General features: G+C 69.2%; 19 protein-coding genes. 15 read left to right on the forward strand and 4 right to left on the reverse strand.

What is annotated here, in order from left to right; translation table 11 throughout:
* Window positions 1–67: 67 nt before the first annotated feature.
* From metH to ACF3M1_RS07525, 3 genes are all read right to left on the reverse strand, one after another.
* Complete coding sequence (gene metH / locus ACF3M1_RS07515; protein WP_394004950.1) at window positions 68–2,851, reverse strand: methionine synthase; 2,784 nt, start codon at window positions 2,849–2,851, stop codon at window positions 68–70.
* A 103-nt stretch (window positions 2,852–2,954) separates the two neighbouring features.
* A complete protein-coding gene (locus ACF3M1_RS07520) occupies window positions 2,955–4,049 on the reverse strand; it encodes a homocysteine S-methyltransferase family protein (RefSeq protein WP_394004951.1) in 1,095 nt (364 codons plus the stop codon).
* Entirely contained in the window at window positions 4,046–4,978 is a 933-nt protein-coding gene (locus ACF3M1_RS07525) for an ArsR/SmtB family transcription factor (RefSeq protein ID WP_394004952.1), read from the reverse strand. Before ACF3M1_RS07525 ends, ACF3M1_RS07520 begins: the two co-directional genes overlap by 4 nt.
* A gap of 165 nt (window positions 4,979–5,143) precedes the next feature.
* Here ACF3M1_RS07525 and ACF3M1_RS07530 point away from each other — a divergent pair, with 165 nt between their 5' ends.
* From ACF3M1_RS07530 to ACF3M1_RS07540, 3 genes are all read left to right on the forward strand, one after another.
* The gene (locus ACF3M1_RS07530; protein WP_394005211.1) at window positions 5,144–6,346 is read left to right on the forward strand and encodes an acyl-CoA dehydrogenase family protein; all 1,203 of its coding nucleotides are present in this window, start codon (window positions 5,144–5,146) and stop codon (window positions 6,344–6,346) included.
* Between the two features lie 184 nt (window positions 6,347–6,530).
* On the forward strand, window positions 6,531–11,573 hold the full coding sequence (locus ACF3M1_RS07535; RefSeq protein WP_394004953.1) for an NAD-glutamate dehydrogenase: 5,043 nt from the start codon (window positions 6,531–6,533) through the stop codon (window positions 11,571–11,573).
* A 178-nt stretch (window positions 11,574–11,751) separates the two neighbouring features.
* On the forward strand, window positions 11,752–12,522 hold the full coding sequence (locus tag ACF3M1_RS07540) for an NAD kinase (protein ID WP_394004954.1): 771 nt from the start codon (window positions 11,752–11,754) through the stop codon (window positions 12,520–12,522).
* Window positions 12,523–12,528: 6 nt separating this feature from the next.
* Here ACF3M1_RS07540 and ACF3M1_RS07545 read toward each other — a convergent pair whose 3' ends face one another.
* On the reverse strand, window positions 12,529–13,644 hold the full coding sequence (locus ACF3M1_RS07545) for an alpha/beta hydrolase (RefSeq protein ID WP_394004955.1): 1,116 nt from the start codon (window positions 13,642–13,644) through the stop codon (window positions 12,529–12,531).
* Window positions 13,645–13,831: 187 nt separating this feature from the next.
* Here ACF3M1_RS07545 and ACF3M1_RS07550 point away from each other — a divergent pair, with 187 nt between their 5' ends.
* The 12 genes from ACF3M1_RS07550 (at window position 13,832) to ACF3M1_RS07605 (ending at window position 24,947) form a co-directional block, all read left to right on the forward strand.
* Complete coding sequence (locus tag ACF3M1_RS07550; protein ID WP_394004956.1) at window positions 13,832–14,737, forward strand: 5'-nucleotidase; 906 nt, start codon at window positions 13,832–13,834, stop codon at window positions 14,735–14,737.
* Between the two features lie 5 nt (window positions 14,738–14,742).
* On the forward strand, window positions 14,743–15,549 hold the full coding sequence (locus tag ACF3M1_RS07555) for a fused MFS/spermidine synthase (protein ID WP_394004957.1): 807 nt from the start codon (window positions 14,743–14,745) through the stop codon (window positions 15,547–15,549).
* A 201-nt stretch (window positions 15,550–15,750) separates the two neighbouring features.
* Window positions 15,751–17,790, forward strand: a complete 2,040-nt coding sequence (locus ACF3M1_RS07560; RefSeq protein WP_394004958.1) for a prolyl oligopeptidase family serine peptidase — start codon at window positions 15,751–15,753, stop codon at window positions 17,788–17,790.
* Window positions 17,791–18,066: 276 nt separating this feature from the next.
* A complete protein-coding gene (locus ACF3M1_RS07565; protein WP_394004959.1) occupies window positions 18,067–18,516 on the forward strand; it encodes a PA2169 family four-helix-bundle protein in 450 nt (149 codons plus the stop codon).
* Window positions 18,517–18,671: 155 nt separating this feature from the next.
* On the forward strand, window positions 18,672–19,970 hold the full coding sequence (locus tag ACF3M1_RS07570; protein WP_394004960.1) for an MFS transporter: 1,299 nt from the start codon (window positions 18,672–18,674) through the stop codon (window positions 19,968–19,970).
* A gap of 56 nt (window positions 19,971–20,026) precedes the next feature.
* On the forward strand, window positions 20,027–20,488 hold the full coding sequence (locus ACF3M1_RS07575; protein ID WP_394004961.1) for a DMT family transporter: 462 nt from the start codon (window positions 20,027–20,029) through the stop codon (window positions 20,486–20,488).
* Entirely contained in the window at window positions 20,485–21,120 is a 636-nt protein-coding gene (locus ACF3M1_RS07580) for a hypothetical protein (RefSeq protein ID WP_394004962.1), read from the forward strand. Before ACF3M1_RS07575 ends, ACF3M1_RS07580 begins: the two co-directional genes overlap by 4 nt.
* Before the next feature lie 31 nt (window positions 21,121–21,151).
* The gene (locus tag ACF3M1_RS07585; RefSeq protein ID WP_394004963.1) at window positions 21,152–21,517 is read left to right on the forward strand and encodes a DUF6164 family protein; all 366 of its coding nucleotides are present in this window, start codon (window positions 21,152–21,154) and stop codon (window positions 21,515–21,517) included.
* Window positions 21,518–21,671: 154 nt separating this feature from the next.
* A complete protein-coding gene (locus ACF3M1_RS07590) occupies window positions 21,672–21,890 on the forward strand; it encodes a hypothetical protein (RefSeq protein WP_394004964.1) in 219 nt (72 codons plus the stop codon).
* Between the two features lie 126 nt (window positions 21,891–22,016).
* A complete protein-coding gene (locus tag ACF3M1_RS07595; RefSeq protein ID WP_394004965.1) occupies window positions 22,017–23,582 on the forward strand; it encodes a leucyl aminopeptidase in 1,566 nt (521 codons plus the stop codon).
* 397 nt (window positions 23,583–23,979) lie between these two features.
* Entirely contained in the window at window positions 23,980–24,729 is a 750-nt protein-coding gene (locus ACF3M1_RS07600; RefSeq protein ID WP_394004966.1) for a sulfurtransferase, read from the forward strand.
* Window positions 24,726–24,947 (forward strand): hypothetical protein, encoded by a 222-nt coding sequence (locus ACF3M1_RS07605; protein WP_394004967.1) that lies wholly within the window; start codon window positions 24,726–24,728, stop codon window positions 24,945–24,947. The genes ACF3M1_RS07600 and ACF3M1_RS07605 overlap by 4 nt, the downstream gene beginning before the upstream one ends.
* The last annotated feature ends 151 nt before the right edge of the window (window positions 24,948–25,098 follow it).

Here is a 25,098-nt window from a genome sequence, read left to right on the forward strand (position 1 = left end):
GCGCCACCATAGCGGCCGCCGGGTCGCGGTCGCGTGTCCTCCGGAATGATTCGCTGCCGGCCCGGCCTCACTCGGGGTCGTAATCGAGGTTCGACGCCAGCCAGCGCTCGACCTGCGCCAGCGTCACGTTCTTGCGCTTGGCGTAGTCCTGCGCCTGTTCCTTGGACACGCGGCCGACGACGAAATACTGGCTCTTCGGATGGCTGAAGTAGTAGCCCGACACCGCGGCGGTCGGCAGCATCGCGAAGCTTTCGGTCAGCGTCATGCTGGTGTGCGTGGTCGCGTCCAGCATCTCGAACAGGCGGCCTTTCTCGCTGTGCTCGGGGCATGCCGGATAGCCCGGGGCAGGGCGGATGCCGCGGTATTTCTCGGCGATCAGCGCGTCGGTATCCAGTGCCTCGTCGGCCGCGTAGCCCCAGTACTCGGTCCGGACGCGCTGGTGCAGGCGTTCGGCCAGCGCTTCGGCCAGACGATCGGCCAGGGCCTTGAGCAGGATCGCGTTGTAATCGTCGTGCGCGGCTTCGAAACGCGCGACATGCGGCTCGATGCCGATGCCCGCGGTGACCGCAAAGGCGCCGATCCAGTCCTCGACGCCGCTGTCCTTGGGCGCGATGAAATCGGCCAGGCAGAAGTCCGGCCGCTCGACCGGCTTGTCGACCTGCTGGCGCAGGAAGTGGAGGGTGGCCCGTGATTGGTGATCGGTGACTGGTGATTCGTGGGAAGCGGGCTGCCGCTCTTTCGAATCACCGCTCTTGACGGACGCAGATCCGGCCATCACGAATTCCGAATCACGGTGGTTCGCCAGAACCACCTCCACATCGTCACCGACGCTGTTGGCCGGCCACAGCCCGAACACGGCTTTTGCCGTCAGCCACTTCTCGTCGACGATCGTGCGCAGCATCGCCTGCGCGTCGCGGAACAGTTCGCTGGCCTGCGGCCCGACGACCTCGTCGCTGAGGATCGCCGGATAGCGGCCGAACAGTTCCCAGGCATTGAAGAACGGGGTCCAGTCGATGATCTCGACCAGATCATCGAGCGGCCAGTCCTCGAACACGTGGACGCCCGGCGCGCACGGTGTCGGCGGCACGTAGGTGTGCCATTCGCCGTCGAAGCGCTGCGCCCGCGCCTTGGCCAGCGACACCAGCCGCTTCGCATCGCCGCGGTTAGCGTGGCGCGCGCGGATTTCGGCGTAGTCGGCGTCGTTGGCGGCGACGAACGCGGCGCGAAGCTCCGGACTGATCAAGGATTGCACCACGCCGACCGCGCGCGACGCATCCTTCACCCAGACCGTCGGGGAGGCGTAATGCGGCGCGATCTTCAACGCGGTGTGCGCGCGCGAGGTTGTCGCGCCGCCGATCAGCAGCGGCGTCTCGAAGCCCTGGCGCTTCATCTCGCGGGCGACGTGGCTCATTTCCTCCAGCGAGGGCGTGATCAGGCCCGACAGGCCGATCACGTCCGCCTGCACTTCGCGCGCCTTGTCGAGGATGGTCTGGGTGGCGACCATGACGCCGAGATCGACGACCTCGAAGTTGTTGCAGGCCAGCACCACGCCGACGATGTTCTTGCCGATGTCGTGCACATCGCCCTTGACCGTCGCCATCAGCACGCGGCCGTTGTTCTTGCCCACGTCGCCGGTGCGCAGCTTCTCGGCCTCGATGTAGGGGAGCAGATAGGCCACCGCCTTCTTCATCACGCGCGCCGACTTGACCACCTGCGGCAGGAACATCTTGCCCGCGCCGAACAGGTCGCCGACGACGTTCATGCCCGTCATCAGCGGCCCTTCGATGACATCCAGCGGCCGCGTGAACGACTGTCGTGCTTCCTCGGTGTCTTCGACCACGTACTGGTCGATGCCGTGCACCAGCGCATGGGTGAGCCGCTGCTGCACCGGCGCCTCGCGCCAGGCGGTGTTCTCGACGTGGGCCGCACCTTTCTTGCCCTTGTAGCGCTCGGCGAGATCGAGCAGGCGCTCGGTCGAGTCGCTGCGGCGGTTGAGCACCACGTCCTCGACGCAGTCGCGCAGTTCGGGGTCCAGATCGTCGACGATCGGCATCGCGCCGGCATTGACGATGCCGAAATCCATGCCGGCCCGGATCGCATGGAACAGGAACACCGCGTGGATCGCCTGGCGCACGACCTCGTTGCCGCGGAACGAGAACGACACATTGGAAACGCCGCCCGAGACGTGGCAGTGCGGCAGCGTCGCCTTGATCTCGCGGGTGGCTTCGATGAAGTCGACCGCGTAATTGTCGTGTTCGGCGATGCCGGTCGCGATCGCGAAAATATTGGGGTCGAAGATGATGTCCTCGGGCGGAAACCCGACGACTTCGGTGAGCAGCTTGTAGGCGCGCGTGCAGATCTCGATCTTGCGGTCCTTGGTGTCCGCCTGGCCGACCTCGTCGAAGGCCATGACCACGACCGCTGCACCGTAACGCAGCACCTTGCGCGCCTGCTCGAGAAACGCGGCTTCGCCTTCCTTGAGCGAGATCGAGTTGACCACGCCCTTGCCCTGGAGGCATTTCAGGCCGGCCTCGATGACGGTCCACTTCGAGGAGTCGACCATCACCGGAATGCGCGCGATGTCGGGCTCGGCGGCGATCAGGTTGAGGAAGGTCGTCATCGCATGCTCGGAATCGAGCATGCCCTCGTCCATGTTGACGTCGAGGATCTGCGCGCCGCCTTCCACCTGCTGGCGGGCGACCTCGACGGCCTCCGGATAGCGGTTTTCCTTGATCAGCTTGCGGAACGCCGCCGAGCCGGTGACGTTGGTGCGCTCGCCGACGTTGATGAAGAGCAGTTCCGGCGTGACGATCAGCGGCTCGAGGCCGGACAGACGCATGTGGCGGCTCATGCGGCCTCTCCCGATCTCGGCGCGCGCTCGCGCGCGATCGAGCCTTCATCGCAAAGCGTCATCGCGCGCGAGTGCGCGCCTACGGAGGATGTGCCCGTGCCCATCATGCCGCTTCCTCCCGCGTGCGCCCCGGTACACGCGGCGCGACATCGCGCACCGCCTCGGCGATCGCGCGGATGTGGTCGGGCGAGGTGCCGCAGCAGCCGCCGACGATGTTGAGCAGACCGGCGGTCGCGAATTCCTGCAGCACTTCGGCCATGTCCTCGGGCGTCTCGTCGTAGCCGCCGAATGCATTCGGCAGGCCGGCATTGGGATGACACGACACGTAGGTCGGCGCGACCTGCGCCAGCGTCTCGACGTGCGGGCGCAGGTCTTTCGCGCCCAGCGCGCAGTTGAGGCCCACCGCATGCGGGCGCGCGTGCTGCAGCGAGTACCAGAACGCCTCGGCGGTCTGTCCCGACAGCGTGCGGCCCGAGGCGTCGGTGATCGTGCCGGAGATCATCACCGGTAGTCGGCCGCCGCGGTCGTCGAACACGGTTTCGATCGCGTACAGCGCGGCCTTGGCATTGAGCGTGTCGAAGACGGTCTCGACCATCAGGATGTCGGCGCCGCCGTCGATCAGGCCGTGCGCGGCGTCGCGATAGATCGAGACGAGTTCGTCGAAGGTCACCGCGCGATAGCCGGGGTCGTTGACGTCGGGGCTGATCGACGCGGTGCGGCTGGTCGGGCCGAGAATGCCGGCGACGAAGCGCGGGCGGTCCGGCGTATGCGCCTGCTGGGCGTCGCAGGCTGCGCGCGCCAGCGCAGCGCCTGCCTGGTTGAGTTCGTGGACGAGGTGCTGCAGGTGGTAGTCGGCCAGCGAGACCGCCGTCGAGTTGAAGGTGTTGGTCTCGACGATGTCCGCGCCGGCGGCGAGATAGTCGGCGTGGATGCCCTGGATGATGTCGGGCCGCGTGAGCGTCAGCAGATCGTTGTTGCCGCGCTGGTCGTGCCCCTCGCAGCCGCAGGCGGCGCCGTGCGCGTGACCTTCGGCCGCATGGAGCGCGTCGTAGCCTTGCGCGAATCGTTCGCCGCGATAGTCGGCCTCGGTGAGTTCGTGACGCTGGATCATCGTGCCCATCGCGCCGTCGAGCACGAGGATGCGGTTCGCGAGCGCGGCGTCGAGCGCCGCGACGCGGTCGGGATGCAGCCAGCTCATTCCGGCTTCCTCGCGATGATCGAGATCACCTGGAAATGCGGGGGACGCTTCTCGCGGGTCACGGTTTCGGCACTGTGGATCTCGAGCCCCGCCTTGGTGACGAACCGGCGCAGGTCCTTGTCCGGAAAGCCGAGGTTCGCGTGGCCGTAGGCCTGCACCACGGCCTCGTGCCCATGGCGGTCGAGGCTCGACAGCAGCAGGCGGCCGCCGGGGCGCAGCACGCGCGCCGCTTCGGTGACCGCCTGCGCGGGTTTGCCGGCGTAGGTCAGCGCGTGCATCAGCACCACCAGGTCGAAACTGGCGTCGTCGAAGGGCAGGGCATGCATGTCGCCTTCGCGCACCTCGACGTTGCGAAAGCGCTTGAGCCGTTCGGTCGAGGCAGCGACCACGCGCCGGCTGGCGTCGAGACAGACGTAGCGGTGCGCGTGGGGCGCCAGCAGCTCGGCGAGCACGCCGTCGCCGGACGCGATGTCGAGCACATCGCCGGTTTCCAGCAGCGGCAGCGCCGAGCGCGCCAGCGCTTCCCAGGTGCGACCGGGCGAGTAGTGCCGCTCCATGTCACCGGCCACGGTGTCGGCCCAGTTCTGGTCGGCCGCACGCATCGCCAGCACGCCGGGCACGCGTTCGGCATCCTGGCGCAGCAAGGGGTCGTCGCTGCCGGTGCTCAGGGCCTGCCAGAGCGCGCGCTGGGCCGGATCGAGCGCGGCATCCTCAAAGCGGTAGTAGGCGGACACGCCGGCACGCCGGTCGCGGACCAGATTGGCCTCCTTCAAGCGCGCGAGGTGCGTGGAGACGCGCGGCTGGGCGAGGCGGGTGATGGACGACAGCTCGGCGACCGTGAGCTCCTCGATCTCCAGCAATGCGAGCAGACGCACGCGGGTCGGGTCGGCAAGCGTCTTGAGGCGGGCCGACCAGGCTTCGAGGTCCATGCATATCTCCGTATCGCGATACAGCGATGATTGTCCTCGGGCGGGGCCCTGATGGTCAAGGCGCGCACACCGGGCCAGCACGGAACGTCGCCCGTCTCAAGGGGGCGTGGGTCTTGGTTCAAGGCCGATTTATGCTGCGTCGCGCCATCGACGATGCATATGCGGATGCGCGTTCGTCGCTACAATTGCCGGATTGTCTACGACAGGAGTGGCGGCGCCGTGGAGTTCGGTTTCAGCGAAGAGCAGTTGATGATCCAGGACATTGCGCGGCGGATCGCGCAGGAAAAGATCGCCCCGAGTGCCGAGCACCACGATCGCACCGGCGAATTCCCCGTCGAGAACATGCGCATCCTCGGCGAGAACGGCCTGATGGGCATCGAGGTCTCCGACGCGTACGGCGGCGCGGGCATGGACCCGATTTCCTACGTGCTGGCGATGATCGAGGTGGCCGCGGCCGATGCCGCGCACTCGACCATCATGTCGGTCAACAACTCGCTGTTCTGCAACGGCATCCTGACCCACGGCACCGAGGCGCAGAAGCAGGAATACGTGCGTGCGATCGCCGAAGGTCGCGAGATCGGCGCGTTCGCGCTGACCGAGCCCCAGTCGGGCTCCGACGCCACCGCGATGAAGTGCCGCGCGGTCAAGCAGGCCGACGGCAGCTATGTGATCAACGGCAAGAAGAGCTGGATCACCTCCGGGCCGGTCGCCAAGTATTTCGTGCTGTTCGCGATGACCGACCCCGACAAGGGCGCGCGCGGCATCACCGCGTTCATGGTCGACGGCGCGCGCGAGGGCTTCCATCGCGGCAAGACCGAACCCAAGCTCGGCATCCGTGCGTCGGCGACCTGCGAAATCGAGTTCCAGGACTACGTGGCCCGCGCGGAGGATGTGCTCGGCGAGGAAGGCCAGGGCTTCAAGATCGCCATGGGCGTGCTCGACGCCGGCCGTATCGGCATCGCCTCGCAGGCGATCGGCATCGCCCGCGCTGCGTACGAGGCGACCGTCGCCTATGTGAAGGAGCGCAAGGCCTTCGGTCAGCCGATCGGCGCGTTCCAGATGACCCAGGCCAAGATCGCCGACATGAAGTGCAAGCTCGACGCGTCGCTGCTGCTGACGCTGCGCGCGGCCTGGCTCAAGGGGGAGGGCAAGCGCTTCAGCAACGAGGCCGCGATCGCCAAGCTCACCGCATCGGAAGCCGCGATGTGGATCACCCACCAGGCGCTGCAGATCCACGGTGGCATGGGCTACTCGAAGGAAATGCCGATCGAGCGGTACTTCCGCGACGCCAAGATCACCGAGATCTACGAGGGCACCAGCGAAATCCAGCGCCTGGTCATCGCCCGCAACGAGACCGGCCTGCGCTGAGCCTGTCCGTGAAACCGGCACCATGCCCCGTCCAGCGTGCCCGTCATCCGCGCAGCCCGCGCGGATGCGCGGCCGCGTCGAGGGTGCCGGATTCTGTCGTCGCCGGTGGCGACGTTCACCAATTTCCCATTCCTGTCGGCCCGCGTGAGAACGCGGGCCTCATTGCATCGGACCTTTTGTCGTCATGAGCACATCCCGCAAGACCGGCACGAAATCCGCATCGAAGCCCGCATCGAAGCCCGCCGCGAAATCCGTGTCGACACCGGCGTCCGCGCCGGCCACGAAGACGGTCTCCAAGGCTCCCAAGGTCGCACCGCCGCGTGTCGCACCGGGCCTGCTCGCACCGATCTTCGACGCCGTGCGTCGCCGCGCGGGCAAGGCCGCGCATCGCGATGCCAGCGCCTTCGCGCAGGCGTTCTACCGTCGGATGACCGAAGAGGAGATTCCGCTGCACACCGCCGACGGCTGGGCCGCGCTGGCCGCCGACCTGTTCGAGTTCGCGACGCGACGCAAGCCCGGCACCGCGAACGTGCGGCTGTTCAATCCCGTGCTCAAGACGCACGGCTGGGAATCGCCGCACACCGTGCTCCAGGTGGTCAACGACGACATGCCGTTCCTGGTGGATTCGGTGACGATGGCGCTGGCCGAGCAGGGCATCGGCGTGCACGTGCTCGGCCATCCGGTGGTGCAGATCGCGCGCGACCGCAGCGGCCGCCTCACCGGCGTCGGTGAAGGCGAGACCGAGTCGGTGATGCACCTGGAGATCGACCGCCAGACCCCGGGCGACAACGCCCGCATCGAGGCGGCCGTGCGCAAGGTCCTCGACGAGGTGCGTGCGATCGTCGCCGACTGGAGCCCGATGCGTGAGCGCATGCAGCAGATCGCCGAGGATCTGGTCAGCCGGCCGATGCCGGTCGGGGATGCCGGGCGGCGCGAGGCGCAGGAATTCCTGCGCTGGGCGGCGAGCGACCACTTCACGTTCTTCGGGTATCGCGAATACCAGGTGCGTCGCAAGGGCGGTGACGACGTGCTGGAGGCGGTGGCCGACAGCGGCCTCGGCCTGCTGCGCACGCCGGCCGCGGTGAAGTCGCGCCCGCTGACCGAACTCGGCGCCGATGCGCTGCGCCGTGCCGGCGAGGTCGATGCGCTGATCCTGACCAAGACCAGTGCCCGCTCGACCGTGCACCGGCCGGGCTACATGGACTACATCGGCATCCTGCGCTACGACGCCAAGGGCAACGTGATCGGCGAGCAGCGCTTCCTCGGGCTCTACACCTCGAGTGCGTACACCCGTCGCCCGTGGGACATCCCGCTGGTGCGCGAGCGCTTCGAGCACGTGATGAGCGAGTCGGGCCTCAAGCCCACCGGGCACAGCGGCAAGGCGCTGCGCCACCTGCTGGAGACGCTGCCGCGCGACGAGCTGTTCCAGTCGACGTCCGACGAGCTGTTCCGCCTGGGTACCGGCATCCTCGGTCTGCAGGAGCGTGTGCGCAGCCGCCTGTTCCTGCGCAAGGACCGCTACGGCCGGTTCTATTCGGTGCTGGTCTACATCCCGCGTGACCGCTTCAACACCGACGTGCGCCACCGCATCGAGCAGCTGCTGCGCGAGGTGATGCAGGCCGACCATGTCGATGCCAGCGTGGTGCTCGGCGAATCGCCGCTGGCCCAGCTGCATCTGATCGTGCGGCCGCGCGCCGATGCCCAGGTCGACATCGATGCCGGCGCGCTGGAGCAGGCCTTGCAGGCGATCGTGCGCAACTGGCAGGACAACCTGCGCGACGAACTCGTCGCCCGCCACGGCGAGGGCGAGGGCCTGCGCCTGGCCGGCCGGATCGGTCGTGCGCTGTCGCCGACCTACATCGAGCTCGCGTCGCCCCAGGCGGCCGCGACCGATGTCGAAAAGCTGGCCGCGCTCGAATCCACCGATGCGCTGCAGCTGAGCTTCTACATGCAGCCGGCGCCGGTCGGCACCGGCGACGTGCTGCATCTGAAGCTCTACCGCCGCGAGACCCACATCCCGCTGTCGGACGTGCTGCCGGTGATGGAGAACCTGGGCCTGCGCGTGATCGCCGAGCATCCGACCCGGATCGAGGTCGACGGCACGGCGATGTTCATCCAGGATTTCTACGTCGAAGCGCTGGTCGGCGAGATCGACGTCGAGGCGCGCGCCGCGGCGTTCACCCAGGCCTTCGCACGCGTCTGGAAGGGCGACGCCGAAAATGACGGCTTCAACCGCCTGATCCTCGGCGCCGACCTCGACTGGCGCCAGGTCGCGATGCTGCGCGGCTACTGCAAGTACCTGCTGCAGGTCGGCGTGCCGTTCTCGCAGGCCTACGTGGAAGACACCCTCGGCCGGTATCCGCTGCTGGCGCGTCTGCTGGTCGAGGTGTTCGAGGCGCGTTTCGATCCGGCCACCGGCCACGAGAGCCGCGCCCAGATCGACGCCGGCGTGCAGACGTTCTCCGCGCAGCTGCAGGCGCTGTCGGCGGGCGACGAGGCCACGCGCACCGCATTGCAGCCGCTGCTCGACGCCCGCGGCGCGGAGCGCGCGACACAGTACGAGGCCGCGCGTGGCGCGCTGAAGGGCCTGCTCGACCGCGTGTCCAGTCTCGACGAGGACCGCATCCTGCGTAGCTACCTCGGCGTCATCGATGCCACGTTGCGCACGAGCTATTACCAGCGCGCGAAGGATGGCGGCCTGCTGGAGACCATCAGCTTCAAGTTCGACTCGGCACGCGTGCCGGACCTGCCGAAGCCGCGGCCGTACCGCGAGATCTTCGTCTACGGTCCGCGCGTGGAGGGCGTGCACCTGCGCTTCGGGCCGGTCGCGCGCGGTGGCCTGCGCTGGTCGGACCGCCGCGAGGATTTCCGCACCGAGGTGCTGGGCCTGGTCAAGGCGCAGATGGTCAAGAACACGGTCATCGTGCCGGTCGGCTCCAAGGGTGGCTTCATCGTCAAGCGGCCGCCGGTCGGCGGCGACCGCGATGCCCAGTTCGCCGAGGGCGTGGCCTGCTACACGCTCTTCATCAACGGCCTGCTCGAGATCACCGACAACATCGTGGACGGCGAGATCGTGCCGCCACGCGACGTGGTGCGTCACGACGACAACGATCCCTACCTGGTGGTGGCCGCCGACAAGGGCACGGCCACGTTCTCCGACACCGCCAACGGCATCGCCCGCGAGCACGGCTTCTGGCTCGACGATGCGTTCGCGTCCGGCGGTTCGGTCGGCTACGACCACAAGGGCATGGGCATCACCGCGCGCGGCGCGTGGGAGTCGGTCAAGCGCCACTTCCGTGCGATGGGCCGCAACTCGCAGACCGAGGACTTCACCTGCGTCGGCGTCGGCGACATGTCCGGCGACGTGTTCGGCAACGGCATGCTGCTGTCGCAGCACATCCGCCTGATCGCCGCGTTCGATCACCGCCACATCTTCATCGATCCGGATCCCGATGCCGCGCGTTCCTTCGCCGAGCGCGAGCGCATGTTCGCGCTGCCGCGTTCGAGCTGGGAGGACTACGACACCACGCTGATCGCCAAGGGCGGCGGCGTGTGGCCGCGCAGCGCGAAATCGATCCCGTTGTCGGCCGAGGCGCGTGCCGCGCTCGGCATCGAAGGCGATGCGACCTCGATCAGCCCGAACGAGCTGATGTCGGCGATCCTGCGTGCGCCGGTCGATCTGCTGTGGAACGGCGGCATCGGCACCTACGTCAAGGCGGCGAGCGAAACGCACGCCGACGTCGGCGACCGCGCCAACAATCCGCTGCGTGTCGACGGCCGCGACCTGCGCTGCAAGGTGGTGGGCGAGGGCGGCAACCTGGGCCTGACCCAGCTCGGGCGCATCGAGGCCGCACTGCACGGCGTGCTGCTCAACACCGACTTCATCGACAACTCCGCCGGCGTGGACACCTCGGACCACGAGGTCAACATCAAGATCCTGCTCAACGCGGTCGTGCAGTCGAAGAAGCTCACGGTGCCGGCGCGCAACAAGCTGCTGGCCTCGATGACCGACGAGGTCGCGGAGCTGGTGCTGTGGGACAACTACCGGCAGAACCAGGCCCTGAGCCTGATGGAGCGCATGAGCGTGTCGCGCCTGGGCTCCAAGCGGCATTTCATCCGCACGCTCGAGGCGCAGGGGCTGCTCGACCGTCAGATCGAGTTCCTGCCTTCGGATGCCGAAATTTCCGAGCGCAAGGCCAAGGGCCTGGGCCTGACCCGGCCCGAGCTGTCGGTGCTGCTGTCCTACTCCAAGCTCGTGGCGTTCGACCAGATGCTGGCCTCCGACATCCCCGAGGATCCGTATCTGTCGCGCGAGCTGCAGCGCTACTTCCCGCAGCCGCTGCAGAAGAAATACGCCGCGGTGATGGAAGACCACCGCCTCAAGCGCGAGATCATCGCGACCGCGGTGACCAACCAGATGATCAACCGCATGGGCGCGACCTTCCTGCTGCGGATGCAGGAAGACAGCGGTCGTTCGCCGGGCGAGGTGGCCAAGGCGTTCACCATCACCCGCGAGACGATCGAGGCGCGTGCGCTGTGGAATCGCATCGACGCGCTCGACGGCATGGTGCCCGAGTCGGTGCAGGTCGATGCCCTGCAGGTGATCTGGAACCTGCAGCGCGCGTTCACACGCTGGTTGTTGGCGCGCCCCGGCGCGATTCCGGACATCACCACCGCGGTCGAGCGCTACCACGACGGCTTCCACGCGATCCGCAACGGCCGGCAGATCATCGCCGACGGCCAGCGTGCCGAACACGATGCCAGCCTGCAGGGCTGGATCGACAAGGGCGTGCCGGCGGATCTTTCCGAACAGCTGGCGGCGCTGCCGTATCTGGAAGCGGCCTGGGACATCATCGAGGTCGCGAGCGAACGTCGACAGAAGCCGGTCGACGTGGCACGTCTGCACTTCCGCCTCGGCGAGGCCCTGAACCTGCCGTGGTTGACCCTGCAGATCGACGGGCTGGAAGTCGACGGACGCTGGCATGCGGTCGCACGCGGGGTACTGCGCGAGGAACTCGGACAGCAGCACCGTGCGCTGGTGGCACAGGTGCTGTCGATGCCCGGCGCCACGCCGGAAGCCAAGGTGCAGGCGTGGCTGGAACGCGACGATGCCACGCTGCGCTTCACGCTGGCGATGCTCGGCGAGCTGTCCGCGCAGAAGTCGCTCGACTATCCGACGGCATCGGTCGCGGTGCAGCGGGTGTCGCAGCTGGTCCAGCGCAGCTGACGTGTCGCGGGCGCCGTAGAAGCCGGCGCCCGATGAGGCCGCCGGTCGTGGTTCACCACGACGGCGGCGTGGCGCCTGCATCCGACGTTCCGCCATCGACGCACGTGTCTGCGCCATCGCAGGCCGGGCATCGTCGCTGCGTTAAGCTGCGGCCCGTCGTCCTTCTCCAGGCCTGCCGATGACCGCATCACCCCGCATCGCCTTCGTCGCCAGCCAGTCCGAGGAAGCGCAGCGCGCCCTGTCCACGTTGACCGGTCTGCACGGCCAGTGCGAGCCGGCGGATGCGGACGTGCTCGTGGCGCTGGGCGGTGACGGCTTCATGCTGCAGACGCTGCATCGCCACGGCCATCTGGGCAAGCCGGTCTACGGGATGAAGCTCGGCACCGTGGGCTTCCTGATGAACCAGCATCGCCAGGGCGACCTGCTGCCGCGGATCGCCCGGGCCGAGCCCGCGGTGCTGCGCCCGCTGGAAATGACCGCCGAGACCGAAGCCGGCACCCGCGTGACGTCGCTGGCCTACAACGAGGTGTCGCTGCTGCGCCAGACCCGCCAGGCCGCGCACCTGCGCATCGACCTCAACGGCACCACGCGGCTGGAGGAGCTGGTCGCCGACGGCGTGATCCTGTCGACCGCGGCCGGCAGCACCGCCTACAACTTCTCCGCGCACGGGCCGATCCTGCCGCTGGGCGCCGGCGTGGTGGCGCTGACGCCGATCGCGCCGTTCCGGCCACGGCGCTGGCGTGGGGCGATCCTGCGTGCTGAGACCGAGGTGCGGTTCCGCGTGCTCGATCCCTACAAGCGGCCGGTCAGCGTGACCGCCGATTCGCACGAGGTGCGCGACGTGGTCGAGGTGACGATCCACGAATCGCGCGAACACACCGTGACCCTGCTGTTCGACCCCGAGCACAACCTCGAAGAACGGATCCTCAGCGAGCAGTTCGTGGTCTGAGCGGGGTCAGTCCGCCAGCGCCGTGCCATCGCCGTCGGCGACGGCGAGTGGACGGACACGCTGCACCAGCGTCATCAACGTGCGTCCCGGCTCCTCGATCGGCGCGAAGTGCGCCGAGTGCTGGAACCACGCCGCATGCTTGAACGGCGCGTCGACAGCGGCCAGCCAGTCGGCGACCGGCTGCGGAGGCGTGGTGTAGTCGTGCCGGCCCAGCAGCATTACCACCGGCGCCTGCACGCGTCGCAGCCCGCGGAAATCGACGCTGCGCCACTCGCCGAGAATCCGGTCCAGCGTCAGCGCGCTGCCGGCGGCGATCGAGTGCCGGTCCTCGGGCGTGTAGTCGGGCGACAGGCGTTGCGCACGGAAGTAGTAGTCTGAGTTGTCGCGATACGCACTGTGACCGCCGTAATGGATGACCCACTTGCGCTGGGCATCGATGCGCCCGTTGCGCAGGTCGGTGCCGGGGTAGGGCGCCAGCGCTTCGAGCGCGCTGACCGCGGCGTCGTTGCCGTCGGCGCGCGCGGCCTCGAGTGCATGCGCGTACCCGATGGTCTCGTCGGTCCAGGGGTGGATGATCTGGCCGATGCCGACATAGGCATGCAGCCATTCGGGTTTCCCGGCCAGCACGCGCATGCCGATGACCGTGCCCCAGCTGTGCCCGACCAGGATCACCTTGCGCTTGCCGTAGGTCGTGCGCAGCCAGTCGATCAGCTCGATCGCGTCGTCGACATAGCGGTCGATCGCGATCGTGGGCGCCACCGCATCCGCATCGTTCGCGCGCAGCGTGCGTCCTGCGGCGCGCTGGTCCCATTGCACGACGGTGAAGTAGTCCTCCCACGGCTTCTGGAACGTCCACGACGCCGGCATCATCGGCGCCGCCGGGCCACCGTGGATGTAGAGCAGGATCGGATTCGCGCGGTCCATCCCGCGCACTGTGATCACCTGGTCGATGCCGCCGATCCGCACCGTGTGCGTCTCCTGCACGCCGCTCGGCGCGACGATGCGCTGCAGGTCGCCGACAATGCCGCGGGCGTCTGCATAGGGGTCGTCTTCCGGCGTAACGGCAGCCGCGCACAGCGGCAACGCGAGCAGGGCGAGGGCGCACAGGCGGACCAGGGGCATGGGTGTTCCTCGTGACACAGGCTGAAATCCACGCTGCGCCCGCGGGCGGTCACGGCCCAGTGCCGTTGGTCAGGGGCGGTGTGCCGGGATCGCGCATAATTCGTGCAGGCTGTCCCGGCCGCTTCACGGTCCTCGCACCGTCGACGCCGCGCCGGGCACCGCCGCCCTCAACGTCCTGCGATCCGCCATGCCCGATCTGTCCGTTCCCACGCTCACCGTCGCGATCACCACCCGCGCCCTGTTCGATCTCGAGGACAGCCATGCCGTGTTCGAGTCGCAGGGCATCGAGGCCTACGCCGAACACCAGCGTGCCCACGAGGACGATGTGCTCGAGCCGGGCATCGCGTTTCCGCTGGTGCGCAAGCTGCTGGCCCTGAACATCGACGCGCCGCCCGATGCGCCGCATGTCGAGGTCATCCTGCTGTCGCGCAATTCGGCCGACAGCGGGCTGCGGATCTTCAACTCCATCCAGCACCACGATCTGGGCATCACCCGCGCGACCTTCACCTCCGGCGAGCCGACCTGGCCCTATATCAAGCCCTTCGGCACCCAGTTGTTCTTGTCGGCGAATCCGGACTCGGTGCGTCGCGCCCTGGAGAACGGCGTCGCCGCCGCGACGATCATCCCGGCGCGCGCACCGGCGCATCGCAACGACCAGCTGCGGATCGCATTCGACGGCGACGCGGTCATCTTCGGCGACGAGGGCGAACGCCTGTCGCAGGAAGGCGGCCTCGACGCCTTCCACAAGCACGAGCGCGAACGCGCGCGTGAGGAAATGACCGGCGGCCCCTTCCGCGGCTTCCTCGCGGCGCTGCACGACCTGCAGGCCGCGTATCCGCCCGGCAAGGACGCGCCGATCCGCACCGCGCTGGTCACCGCGCGATCGGCGCCCGCACACGAGCGCGTGATCCGCACGCTGCGCGCCTGGGGCGTGCGTCTGGACGAGGCGCTGTTCCTTGGCGGTCGTCCGAAGGGCCCGTTCCTCGATGCCTTCGGCGCCGACATCTTTTTCGACGATTCCCAGCACAACATCGATTCGGCCCGTCCGCACGTCGCCGCCGGCCACGTGCCGCACGGCTGGTCGAACCGCTGAGCGGCATGGCGGAGGATCGCGACGCACCCGTGAAGCGCAACGCGTTCGCACGCCTGCTCGACCGCCTGCGGGGCCGTGGTCCCGACGGCCTGCGTCGGCCCTACGTGCGCCGGCACGATGGTTTCGTGTCGCTGCAGTTCGTGCGCGCGCAGACGCAGAGTCGGATGGTCGCCGGCGATCCGGAGCGCCTGCTGATCGACTACACCCGCACGATGTTCGCCGCGCTGCTGTGGCAGCCCGCGCCGCATCTGCTGGGCATGGTCGGGCTGGGCGGCGGCTCGCAGGTCAAGTTCGCCCATACACACCTACCGGCCACGCGCATCGAGGTGGTCGAGAACAATCCGCATGTGGTTGCGCTGCGCCAGGCGTTCGGCGTGCCCGACGACGATGCGCGGCTTGCGGTCGTCATCGACGACGGCGCGCGGTTCGTGGCCGCACGTCCGGGCGCGTTCGACGTGCTGCTGGTCGACGGGTACGACGAGCACGGCATTCCCGCGGTGCTGTCGACCCAGGCGTTCTACGACAATTGCCGCGACGCGCTGACTGCCGACGGCGTCATGGCCTGCAATCTTTATGTACGTGATCCGGAAGCGCACGTCGCGAAGCTGCGGCAGGCCTTCGGCGAGACCCACGTGCTGGTGGTCGACGAGCCCAAGATGAGCAACCGGGTCGCCTTCGCCTGGCGCGGCACGCTGCCCGCGCTGGACGCCGACGCGCTGGTCGCGCGCGTGCCGGACGCGGTGCGCACGCGGTTGACCGACGTGCTGCCGCGTCTCGCCGTGCGGCTGGTGAGGCATCGCACCTTGACGTGATAGGGCGCCTCCCTGTCGTTGCCCCCCGTGATGCGGAGGCCCATCTCGAGTTTCTCGCGGTGTTCCGATGATGGACGGCACTGATCCGGCGAACACCGCTCCCGGCGTCCGCTGGGACGACCACTGAATTTCGACGGCGTTGCGTCCCCGCCTGAACCCCGTCAAAGTCGTTGACCACTCTGCTCCATGACGGGGGACCGCATGCAACGCTGGATCATCGGAATCGTCTGTGCATTCGTGCTGGCGACGGGCGCATCAGCCGCGACGGGCGGCATGACCCTGGAACAGGTGGCGCAGACGCGTGCGGTCACCCAGGCCCAGCTCAGTCCCGACGGCGGCAGCGTCGCCTACCTGCTGTCGGTGCCGCGCACGCTGGGTGTGGATCCGGACGGTCCCGCGCGCACCGAGCTGCATGTCGTCGACGGCGCCGGCACCACGCGCGGCTTCATTACCGGCAAGGTCGACATCGCGTCGCCGCGCTGGCTGCCGGACGGCCGGTCGATCGCCTATCTGGCCAAACGCGAGGGCGACGAGACCCGGCGGCTGTACACGATCCCGCTGCAGGGTGGCGAGTCGACGGTCGCGGCGCAGTTGCGCGCCGACATCAGCGCGTTCGACCTGTCGCCGGACGGGCGCCAGGTCGCCGTGCTGGCGGTGCAGCGCGAGAGCGACGCGCGCAAGGCGCTGCGCGACAAGGGCTTCAGCCAGAAGGTGTACGAGGAGGACTGGCGTCCGGTCGAGCTGTGGATCGCCGACATCGGCGGCACGGGCGAACCGCGCCGCATCGAGATCGACGGCAGCGTGCAATCCGTGCGCTGGAGCCCGGCGGGCGACCGGCTCGCGGTCGTCGTGACGCCGCGGCAGTTGACCGACGACACCATGGTCGACGCGCGCGTGCGCATGCTGTCGGTGCAGGGGCGCGAGCTCGGCCGTGTCGACAATCCCGGCAAGCTCGGCGAGATGGCCTGGAGCCCGGACGGCGCGCATCTGGCGATCGTATCGGCCGCCGACGAGAACGACCCGCGCGAAGGACGGCTGACCGTCGTCGGCCGCGACGGCGGCACGCCGCGCGATCTGCTGCCCGGCCTCGAAGGGCATGTGTGGAACGTGGCCTGGCGCGACACGTCGACCCTGGTGTTCCTCAGCCAGGAGGGCGTGCACAGCCGGCTGGCCGAGATCGGCGTCGACGGGTCCGGGCAACGCACGCTGCTGGCGCCGGAGGGCGCGGTGCACATGGGGCTGAGCGTCGCGCCGGGCGGCGCGGCGGCGCTGGTCGGCAGCACACCGGCGCATCCGTCCGAAGTGTTCCTGTACACGCCGGGTGCGGGCGAGGCGCGTCGGCTGACCGACAGCAATCCGTGGCTGAAGGATGTGCGCCTGGCCCGTCAGGAGATCGTGCGCTACACCGCCCGCGACGGCCTCGAGCTCGAAGGCCTGCTGGTGCATCCGCTGGAACGCCGCGGCAATGCGCGCGTGCCGTTGATCCTGGTGGTGCACGGCGGCCCGGAGGCGCATTACTCGAATGCGTGGCTCAATTCGTATGCACAGCCCGCGCAGGTCGCGGCTGCGCGCGGGTTCGCGTCGTTCTTTCCGAACTACCGTTCGAGCACCGGCCGGGGCGTGGCTTTCTCCAAGCTCGGCCATGGCCGGCCGGGCATGGAGGAATTCGACGATCTGGTCGACGGCGTCGACCATCTGATCGAGACCGGCCTGGTCGACCGTGACAAGGTCGGCATCACCGGAGGCTCGTACGGTGGCTACGCCAGCGCCTGGGGCGCGACCTACTACAGCGAACGCTTCGCGGCGTCGGTGATGTTCGTCGGCATCTCCGACCAGGCGAGCCTGGTCACCACCGGCGACATCCCGCGCGAGCAGTACCTCGTGCACATGCGCAGCTGGCCCTGGGAGAACCCGGAGATGTACCGGCAGACCAGCCCGATCAGCCACGCGCAGAAATCGCGCACACCGACGTTGATCCTGCACGGCGAGGCGGACCCGCGCGTGCCGGTGATGCAGTCGTACATGCTCTACCGCTACCTGCAGCTGGCCGGCCAGGCGCCGGTGCGACTGGTGCTGTATCCGGGCGAAGGGCATGGCAACACGCGCGGTGCATCGCGCTACGACTACTCGCTGCGCCTGATGCAGTGGATGGAGCACTACCTCACCGGTCGCGGCGGCGAACCACCGGCCTACGAGATCGACTATGCGTTGCCTGCACAGGCGACGCCGTCGGCACGATGATCGACGACGCGGTGCTCTCGGGCACCGCGTCCGTTCCGAGTGAAGAAGCGGCGATGCGCGCGCACGTGGACGATGCGGAAACCCGCGTGAAACGCGCTGAATGCGCATTCGGATTCACGCCATCGTCGCCTGCGCGTCACGCCTCCTTGCGAGCGGCCCCGGTAGCGTAGCGACCATCGATCCGCGCCGCGATGCACGGCATCCGCGACGGACGATGCGGCCCCGGCGACATGCCGAGAGCGCCGTTTCCGATCACGCAATGGGAGACACCGACACATGAGCAACAAGACCGCGAACGCCCTCAACGACCTGATCTCGATCGCCCGCGACGGCAAGGATTTCTACGAGGAAGCCGCGCAGAAGGTCGACGACGCCGAGCTGAAGACGCTGTTCGCCCGCATCGCCACCAACAAGGCCCAGATCGTCAACGAGCTGAGCGCCGCCGTGCAGGCCGCTGGCGGCAAGCCGGAAGATTCCGGCACGATGGTCGGCAGCATGCAGCAGATGTACGGCAAGATCCGCGCGACGCTGGGCGACACCGAGTACGGCTACGTCGCCGAGCTGGAAGAGTCGGAAGACCGTCTGCTCGAAGCCTTTGACGAGGCGGCACGTGATGCCGATACCCCGCCGGCCGCGCGCGACGTCGTCGTCCGCCTGCTGCCCGAGGTCCGTTCGTGCCACGACGTGATGCGCGCTCGCAAGCACGCGATGAAGGCCGCGAAGTAAGAACCCCTGGTCCGGCGCTGCCGGACCGAGGTGACCCAGAAGCCGACCGGTATCCCCGGTCGGCTTTTTACTGTCCGGCGTACGCGGTCTGCGCCAGTATGGAAGGCCGACGCGCGCGCCCCGATCTCCGCCCGCGGGCATGGCAGAATCGCGCGATGACCGGGTCCGCCGCCTCCGTCCACGCCGCCGCGCCTGCGCCCGATCGCCGGCGCGTGCTGTTCGCCAGCCTCATCGGCACGACGATCGAGTTCTTCGATTTCTACATCTACGCCACCGCGGCGGTGCTGGTATTTCCGATCCTGTTCTTTCCATCGGCGGACCCGGCGTCGGGCGTGCTGCAGTCACTCGCCACGTTCGCGCTGGCGTTCTTCGCGCGGCCGATCGGCTCGGCGGTGTTCGGCCACTACGGCGACCGCATCGGCCGCAAGGCGACGCTCGTTGCGGCGCTGCTGACGATGGGCATCTCGACGGTGCTGATCGGCCTGCTGCCGACCCATGCGCAGATCGGCGTCGCGGCGCCCGCGCTGCTGGCGCTGTGCCGCTTCGGCCAGGGGCTCGGTCTGGGGGGCGAGTGGGGTGGGGCGGTGCTGCTGGCCACCGAGAATGCGCCGCCCGGCAAGCGTGCGTGGTACGGCATGTTTCCCCAGCTGGGCGCGCCGATCGGGTTCTTCCTCGCGACCGGGTCGTTCCTGCTGCTGACCACGGTGATGGACGACGCGGCGTTTCTCGCCTGGGGCTGGCGCATCCCGTTCCTGGCCAGTGCGGCACTGGTCTTGGTCGGCCTGTGGGTGCGCCTGAAGATCCACGAGACCCCGGATTTCCAGAAGGTGCTCGATCGCCGCGAGCGCGTGCGCCTGCCGATCCGCGAGGTGCTGGTGCACGAGTGGCGCGGCGTGGTCGCCGGCACGCTGCTCGCGCTCGCGACCTTCGTGCTGTTCTATCTGATGACGGTGTTCGCACTGAGCTGGGGCACGTCGCAGCTGGGCTATACGCGCGAGCGCTTCCTGGTGCTGCAGCTCGTCGGCGTGCTGTGTTTCGCCGCGACGATCCCGATCGCCGCGCTGTATGCCGACCGCGTCGGCCGGCGCCGCGCGATGCTCGTCGCGAGCAGTCTGATCCTGCTGTTCGGGCTGGGGTTCTCGCCGTTGTTCGTCGCCGGCAGCACGGCCGGGGTGCTGGCCTTCCTGATGCTCGGCCTGGCGCTGATGGGGCTGACCTACGGCCCGGTGGGGACGTTGCTGGCCGAGCAGTTCCCCACTGCGGTGCGCTACACCGGTGCGTCGCTGGCCTTCAATCTGGCCGGCATCTTCGGGGCGTCGTTGGCGCCGTATATCGCGACCTGGCTGGCCGGGCGGTTCGGACTGGCGTCCGTCGGCCTGTACCTGGCCGGGGCCGCGGCGCTGAGTCTTCTGGCGTTGCTGTCGCTTCCGCGCGATGCGCCGGTGCGCGCATGAGCGGACCGGTGTCCGGGGGGCCGTAGACTGGCGCGCATGCCGCACGAGGAGAGGTCATGAATGTCTGGCTGCTGGGCAGCGTCGCACTCGCGGCGCTCGTCGGCATGGTGCTGCCGCTGCAGGCGCTGCTCAATGCGCGCCTGGGGGCGCTGACCCAGGGCGCGTTGTTCGCGTCCTTCGTGTCGTTCGCGGTCGGCACCGTCGCGCTCGGCCTGGTGCTGGCCGCGTCGCGCACGGCGTGGCCGGGCGTCCGCGACCTCGCGGCGCTGCCGCCGTGGCTCTGGCTCGGGGGCGTGATCGGCGCTCTGTTCGTGTTCTGCGGCACGCTGCTGGTGCCGCGCCTGGGCGCCGCGGGACTGATCTGCCTGATCGTATTCGGGCAGCTCGTGGGCTCGCTGCTCGTCGATCATTTCGGCGTGCTGACGGCGGCGCGTCCGGTCGATCTGACGCGGCTCGCGGGCGCGGCGTTGGTCTGCGTCGGCGCAGTGCTGGTGGTGCGGCCATGGAGCGCCGGATGAGCGCCGAGCCCGCACTGCCCGCGCCGGTGGAGCTGCCACCCGCGATGCGCGCCGCGCTCGAAGCGGCGTATGCGCAGCCACCGCGTGCGTACCACTCGCTGGCGCACGTCGACGCGCTGCTGCGCCTGTATCACGAAGTCGCGCAGACGGACGGATGGGCGCAGCCGGCGGAGGTCTATCTGGCGATCCTCTATCACGACGCGATCTACGAGGCGCGACGCGACGACAACGAAACGCGATCGGCAGAGATGGCGGTCGAGGCGATCGACCGCTGGCTGCCGGACGCCGGCGTCGACACCGGCCGCGTGGCCGCGCTGATCGCGCTGACTGCACGACACGGCCGGCACGCCGCCACTGATTTCGATGCAGATGCGATCGGCGACGACACCCGCCGGTTTCTCGACTGCGACATGGCGATTCTCGGCGCCGACGCCGAGACCTTCGACGCCTACGACCGCGGCATCGCGGCCGAATACCGGCATCTGCCGCGTTGGATGTTCGCCCTGAACCGGCGGCGGTTTCTGAAGGCCCTGCTCGCGCGCGCGCGCATCTTTCTCGACGACGGGTTTCATGCACGCTTCGACGCGCAGGCCCGGCACAACCTGCGCCGCGCGGTGACCACCAAGCGCTGAGGCCGCGGACGGCCGCGGTATCATCCGGGGCATGGCCAAGCTCCTGCTCAACCTGCGTTACGTGCCCGACGACGAGGCCGCCGACGTCTGCGCGTTTCTCGATGCCGCCGGGCTGGAGTGGTACCAGACCCGGCCGAGTCCGTTCGGGATCTCCCACGGCGGCATCTGGCTGCGCAACAACGACGATCTGCCCGAAGCCAAGCGGCTGATGGCCGACTACCAGCGCGAGCGCCAGGCACGTGCACGGGCCGAGCGCGACCGTGCCGAACGTGAGGGCACGGCCGAAACCTTCGGCGACATCGTGCGTGCCGATCCGGTGCGCGTGGCGATGATCGTGCTCGCGATCGTGTTCCTGATCGGCCTGATGGCCGTGCCGGGTTACCTGCTCTCGCGATGAATGCGCCGACGCGCAGGTTTTTCCGAGCCCGCAGGGGGCAGGATCACCGCGGGGCGACGGATGCGCCGCGAAGCTGCGCGCCTGCCCGTTACCGCCTGAGCAGTGGCCTCCATTGCCAGGCGGGGGCGGGCAACCACCGCGGATGCGAGTTGCCATGACGACCCCGCCGCCGAGCCGTGCGCGTCCGAAGCCCAAGTCCGCGCCGTGGACCCGGCCCAATCCCAAACCCCGCGGTGCGCGCAGCGCGCTCAGCGATGCCCAGAAAGCGGCGGCCCGGCAGCGTGCCGAGGATGCCGGGCGGCGCTATCCGAATCTGGTCGACAACATCTGGGCCGCGCGCCATCTCGGCGCGGACGGCACGCCGAAAAACTGAGCCGCTGCGGGCAGCGGCAGGACCGACCATGACCATCGGCACAGCCCGCGGGTCGCGCGTCGTTGGTATGGTCGATGGTTGCCCCGCGCACGCGCGGGCGCAGCCCCGCCATTGCCCGGAGATCCCATGCGCCACGCCCCACCGTTGAAGCCCCTGTTGCTCGCGACCCTCATCGCCTCGTTCGCCCTGCCTGCCGCCGCCCAGCGCGACGTCCGGTTCGACGCCGCGCAGGTGCCCGAACGCGGCACCCTGGTGCTGGCGGTGCCCCAGTTGGCCGAAGGCGCGACACGTGACGGCAGCTTCGCGCAGATCGACGCCGCCAGCGGCGGCGCGCTGACGCGGGCGACGGCGGCTGCAGGCTTCACCGGACGCGCGGACAGCCAGCTCGATCTGCCCGGTATCGCCGGCTTCGATCGCGTGCTGCTGGTCGGCACCGGCGAGGGCGCGCCCGACGCGCGCCGCATCGAGGACGTCGGCGGCCATATCGGCCGGTTCGCTGCGCGCAGCAAGGCGCCGCAGATCGACGTGGTCTGGGACGGCGCCGAGGCCGGCGCCGCGGCCCGCCTGGCATTCGGCGCGACGCTGGGCCAGTACAGCTTCGACACCTACCGCACCACCCGCGACGCGGACGAGGCGCGGGCCGGCGAGGGCACACTGGTCGTGCGCAGTGCCGAGGGCGCAGCGGCGGCCCAGGCCTGGGACAACGACCTGAAGGCGGTCGCCGAGGGCGTAGCCTTCGCGCGCGACCTGGTCACCGAGCCGGCCAATACGATCTATCCCGAGACCTTCGTCGAGCGCACGCGTGCGGCCTTTGCCGGCAAGCGCAACGTCAGCATCGAGGTGCTCGACGTGCCCGCAATGGAGCGTCTGGGCATGGGCAGCATCCTCGCCGTGGGCCAGGGCAGCGCACGACCGCCGCGGATGATGGTGGTGCGCTACAACGGCGGCGCACGCGGCGAGGCGCCGATCGCGTTCGTCGGCAAGGGCATCACCTTCGACACCGGCGGCATCTCGATCAAGGGCAGCGAGAACCTGTGGCGCATGAAGTACGACATGGCCGGCGCCGCCAGTGCGACCGGCGCCGTACTCGCGCTCGCCGGGCGCGGCGCGAACGTCAATGCGGTCGCGGTGGCGGCGCTCGCCGAGAACATGCCGTCCGGCACCGCATCGCGTCCCGGCGACGTCGTGCGGACCGCGTCCGGCAAGACCTACGAGATCATGAGCACCGACGCCGAGGGCCGCATGGTGCTGGTGGATGCGCTCTGGTACGTGCAGCGCCAGGACAACCCGCGCGTGATCGTCGACATCGCCACGTTGACCGGCGCGATCGTCACCGCGCTGGGCAACGACTACGCCGGGCTGTTCACCCGGGACGACGCACTCGCCGCCCAGCTCGAACGCGCCGGCGAGGCCTCGGGCGAGCCGGTGTGGCGCATGCCGATGCATCCGGGCTACGGCAAGATGCTCGAATCACCGATCGCCGACATGCGCAACGGCGGTGGCCGTCCCGGTTCCGGCACCGCGGCGCACTTCATCGGCGAGTGGGTCGATGCGGGCCGCAGCTGGGCCCATCTCGACATCGCCGGCATGGCGTGGCGCGACGGTAATGAACTGTCGACGACGCCGGCGGGCGCGTCGGCGTTCGGCGTGCGTCTGTTCGACCGGTTCGTGCGCGAGAACTACGAGCGCTGAAGCGCACCCGCGCGCAACGGGCGGTGACGGCGCTCCGCGCGTCTTCCGGGTCGGCCGACAGGTGTCGGCCGGCCATCGTGGCGACGTGCTTCGTCCGTACCGTTGAACGAGCGGATGGTGTCCGCGCGTCGCGTCGGGTGGCACGCGTGGTGCGCATCGCGTGGGGCAGGGCGCCTGCCCGGCCCCTGCCACCCTCGGCCTCGGACAGCGGGCCTTTGGTCGACCGGCTGGCTGGAACGACAGCGCCGCCTGCTCCCATGGCGCCGTCCCGGCGGGAGACCGGCGGCAGGCGCCTCCCGCATCCGCGCGTGTGACCCCGGCACATACCTGACGCGGAGCACGCTGGGGCCGTGTTCGGAGACGGCCCGGCGTCCCGTCACGGCCTACAATTGCCGGCATGATCGACAACCTCGCCGCCTATCATTTCGTCGCCATCGAGGATCCGGACACGGTCGCCGCGTGGCTGCGCGCATTGGCGGAGGCGGGCGATCTGCGCGGTACGGTGCTGGTCGCGCCCGAGGGCATCAACCTGTTCCTGGCCGGCGCGGTCGACGCCGTCGACGCCGTGCTCGATGCGCTGCGCGGGGACGTGCGCTTCGCTGCGCTGCAGGTCAAGCGCAGCCGCAGCGACGCGTTGCCGTTCGCGAGGCTCAAGGTCAAGGTCAAGCCGGAGATCATCAGCTTCCGCAAGCCCGAGGCGATGCCGCTCGCGGCGCCGGCACGCGCGCCCGACGTGGCGCCGGACACCCTGGCCCGCTGGATCGCCCAAGGCCATGACGATGCCGGCCGGCGGCTGGTACTGCTCGACACCCGCAATCGCGAAGAGGTCGGTTACGGCACGTTCGCAGGCGCGTTGACGCTGCCGATCGACAATTTCACCGAACTGCCCGATGCGCTGGCGCCCCACCGCGACGCCCTGCGCGACGCGACCGTGGTCAGCTTCTGCACCGGCGGCATCCGCTGCGAGAAGGCCGCGTTGTGGATGCGCGCCGACGGCATGGACAACGTGCTGCAGCTCGACGGCGGCATCCTCGGCTACTTCGAGCGCGTCGGCGGCGATGGCTACGACGGCCGCTGCTTCGTGTTCGACGACCGCGTCGCGCTCGATCCCGCGCTGCGCCCGCTGCAGGACGGCGTGGCGGCATGAGCTGGATCGGCTTCATCCTGGTGATCCTCGGCATCTGGCTCGCGTTCAAGGTCGCGGGCGTCGTGCTGCGGCTGATCGTGACGGTGCTGATCGTCATCGCCGCCTACTGGTGGCTGGCGCCGGTGTTCGGCTGGCCGACGCTGGGCGAGGTGATCTACGTGCTGGGGCCGGACGTCCGCCTGCCGGAGGTCGCGTTGCCGGAGCTCAGGCTTCCCTGAGTCCGCCGGGATTCGATGCCTGTGGAGATAAACACGCATCCACGAGCGGCGGTGCGGAGGTAAGCCCACCGCGCGCAAGCGCGCGCCGACGCGGGTTCGCGAAGAACCCGAAATGCAGCGCGGTGCGAGGCACCGTGCAGTGTGAGTCCGG

This window comes from Luteimonas sp. WGS1318 (genome assembly GCF_043187535.1).
Lineage (GTDB): Bacteria > Pseudomonadota > Gammaproteobacteria > Xanthomonadales > Xanthomonadaceae > Luteimonas.